The 2,362-nt window shown below is 66.8% G+C and carries 1 protein-coding gene and 1 pseudogene; one reads left to right on the forward strand and one right to left on the reverse strand.

Annotated elements, in window-relative coordinates; genetic code table 11:
* Positions 1 to 580, reverse strand: a pseudogene (locus AB0M52_RS33260) (metalloprotease); the annotation flags it as partial.
* 422 nt (positions 581 to 1,002) lie between these two features.
* Between AB0M52_RS33260 and AB0M52_RS33265 the strand changes: the two are divergent.
* Complete coding sequence (locus AB0M52_RS33265; RefSeq protein ID WP_363961818.1) at positions 1,003 to 2,106, forward strand: M14 family zinc carboxypeptidase; 1,104 nt, start codon at positions 1,003 to 1,005, stop codon at positions 2,104 to 2,106.
* Positions 2,107 to 2,362 lie beyond the last annotated feature (256 nt).

Here is a 2,362-nt window from a genome sequence, read left to right on the forward strand (position 1 = left end):
TCGCCGGGATCGGCTCTTCCGAGATGCCGCTGCCGGAGACCACGGTCTTCTGCGCCGCGCCACCGGCCCGGCTCATCACCCGGGAGTTCTTCGGCCCGTCCAGGTCCAGCCCGTCGGCCGCGGCCTCGACCGCGCCGATCGCGTCGAGGTCTGCGGTGCCGGAGGTGTTGGCGGCGAGGTTGGGGACGAGGGTGTCGCCGACGAAGATGACGCTGCCGTCCTTGGCGATGTTCACCGTGGCGGTGGCGCCGAAGATTTCCAGGTTCTCGTGGCGTTGGGCGAGGTTGACGTGGGTGACGCCGTTGTGCCGGCTGGTGAAGCTGGACAGCACGCTGAGGTCGCTGAGGTCGGCGGAGGTCACGCCGTGCTGGGTGGGGTTACCCCGCAGGTAGCGGGTGGCGATCTGCTCGGGCGAGCCCTCGTTCGGGCCGGTCAGGAAGATCGGGTTCGACTTGGCAGGCTCATCCGGCGTAGCCATCGCGGGCTTCGCGGCGAGCGACGTCATGGACGCGACGAGGGTCGTGGACAGCAGCAACGCGGCGTTGCGGCGACCACGAGATCGACGGGGTTGTAGGGGCACCGCTGCTCCTTCGGGGGTTGAAAAGACAGCATGAAGCGCCGATCCACCACCGTCGGAGCGGTCCGCCACGGGTTGTCCGCGACACCCCACCCCTGACGATCACGGTCCGTAATCAAGGCCGTGCAAGGTGAATCGCATCGACGCTACGGTGCACCCCACGGCTGGTCATCCGACTAGTGTTCAAATATTTCGATCACCGGCTCCTACGCCTGTCGGTAGCCAGGTGAATGGGGGCTGAGCTGCGGAAAAACGATTCATGATCTATTGCTGACGGTCCGGATCTCCGCTTAGGGTGGCGGAGCGCGGAAGATCCAACTCGTCTACTTTGGAGCTGAGTCGTGCGTCGATCTATGCCAACAAGTCGGGTCAAGCGTCACCTCGCGGTCGCAGCCGCGGCACTCATGGGTCTCCCGGGTGCGGCGGTGGCACTCACCGGTCCGGCAGCCGCAAACCCCCTCGAGTCTCACTGCGGGAACGAGACCGGTAACAAGTCGATCGAAGGCTTCATCAGCCATGAGGATCTCCGGAAGAGCCTCACGTCGATCGAGCAGTCGAGCAACGGCACGGTCAGCGTCAACGTGGCCGGCTACTCGAACCAGGGCCGCGAGATCTGGACGGCTCGGGTCGGTGAGGGTGACAAGGTCGTCCTGATCCAGAGCCAGATCCACGGCAACGAGATGCACGGCACGGCCGCCCTGCTCGACGCCCTGCGTACGCTCGGCAACAACTCGCAGCGGTCCAGGGAGATCCGCAAGGCGGTCACCATTGTCGCCGTGCCGAAGCTCAACCCGGACGGTGGCGAGCTGGACACCCGGCAGAACGCCCGAACCTGGAACGATGTCGTCGCTGACTTCCCGCAGCTCGCCGGTGCCCGGACCGCCTGGAACTACAACACCCGGACCGGCGGGTTCGACGTGAACCGCGACTTCAACCCCAACCTCGACTACGTCCCGCAGGCGGCTGACTTCCCAGGTAACAGCGCCTCCGTCGGCTGGTACATCACGCCGGAAGCGCAGACCGCCCGCGACGTGTACCGCTCGCTGGAGCAGGAGTTCGGGACCGTCGACGTCTTCGCCGACCTGCACAACCAGGCGGCCTGCTACACCGGCGTGGGGATGGACGACTTCACCACCCTGTCGATCTCCGGGCGCTTCATCACGAACCCCGCTCAGCACGGCAACTGGCCCAAGTTCGACTACGACGCGTCGCGCCGGGTCAACGTCGCCGTGTTCGACGCCCTCCAGTCCGGCAACTCGCCGCACAGCAAGGTGACGCTCTACCCGCAGAACACCAACCTGCCCGGCACCGCGCTGGGTTCGTTCGCCCTCCGGGGAAGCGCGACGATCCTGTTCGAGACGCGTGGCCAGACCCAGTCCTGGGGCCAGAAGCAGCACGGCATGCTGACCAAGCAGGTCGAGACCGGCCTCTTCGGGATCATCGACTCGATCACCGACGGGACGCTGGACAACATCGACGCCGAGCGGTACGAGCTCATCCCCGAGCGGATGAACGTCCCGCGCAGCTGATATCTCCGGTAACCAACGTCGCCCCGGCCGTCAGGCCGGGGCGACGGCTTTTGCCGTCCGGACGGCCAGTTCGATGACCGATCGGAGGCGTCCGGCGGGTTGGGGCGTTGGAGATCGGTCCCGGCACGGTGGTCGTTCCCGCGCCGGCGCGACCGTCCGAGGCCGGGACCGCAGGCGTGCCACAACAGCCCCGACCTTCCGGCTCCGGACAAACCGCAGCTACCAGGGACCAGGAAAGGCACGGGGGGAGCGCTCC

Source organism: Micromonospora sp. NPDC051296, from assembly GCF_040682255.1.
Lineage (GTDB): Bacteria > Actinomycetota > Actinomycetes > Mycobacteriales > Micromonosporaceae > Micromonospora > Micromonospora craterilacus.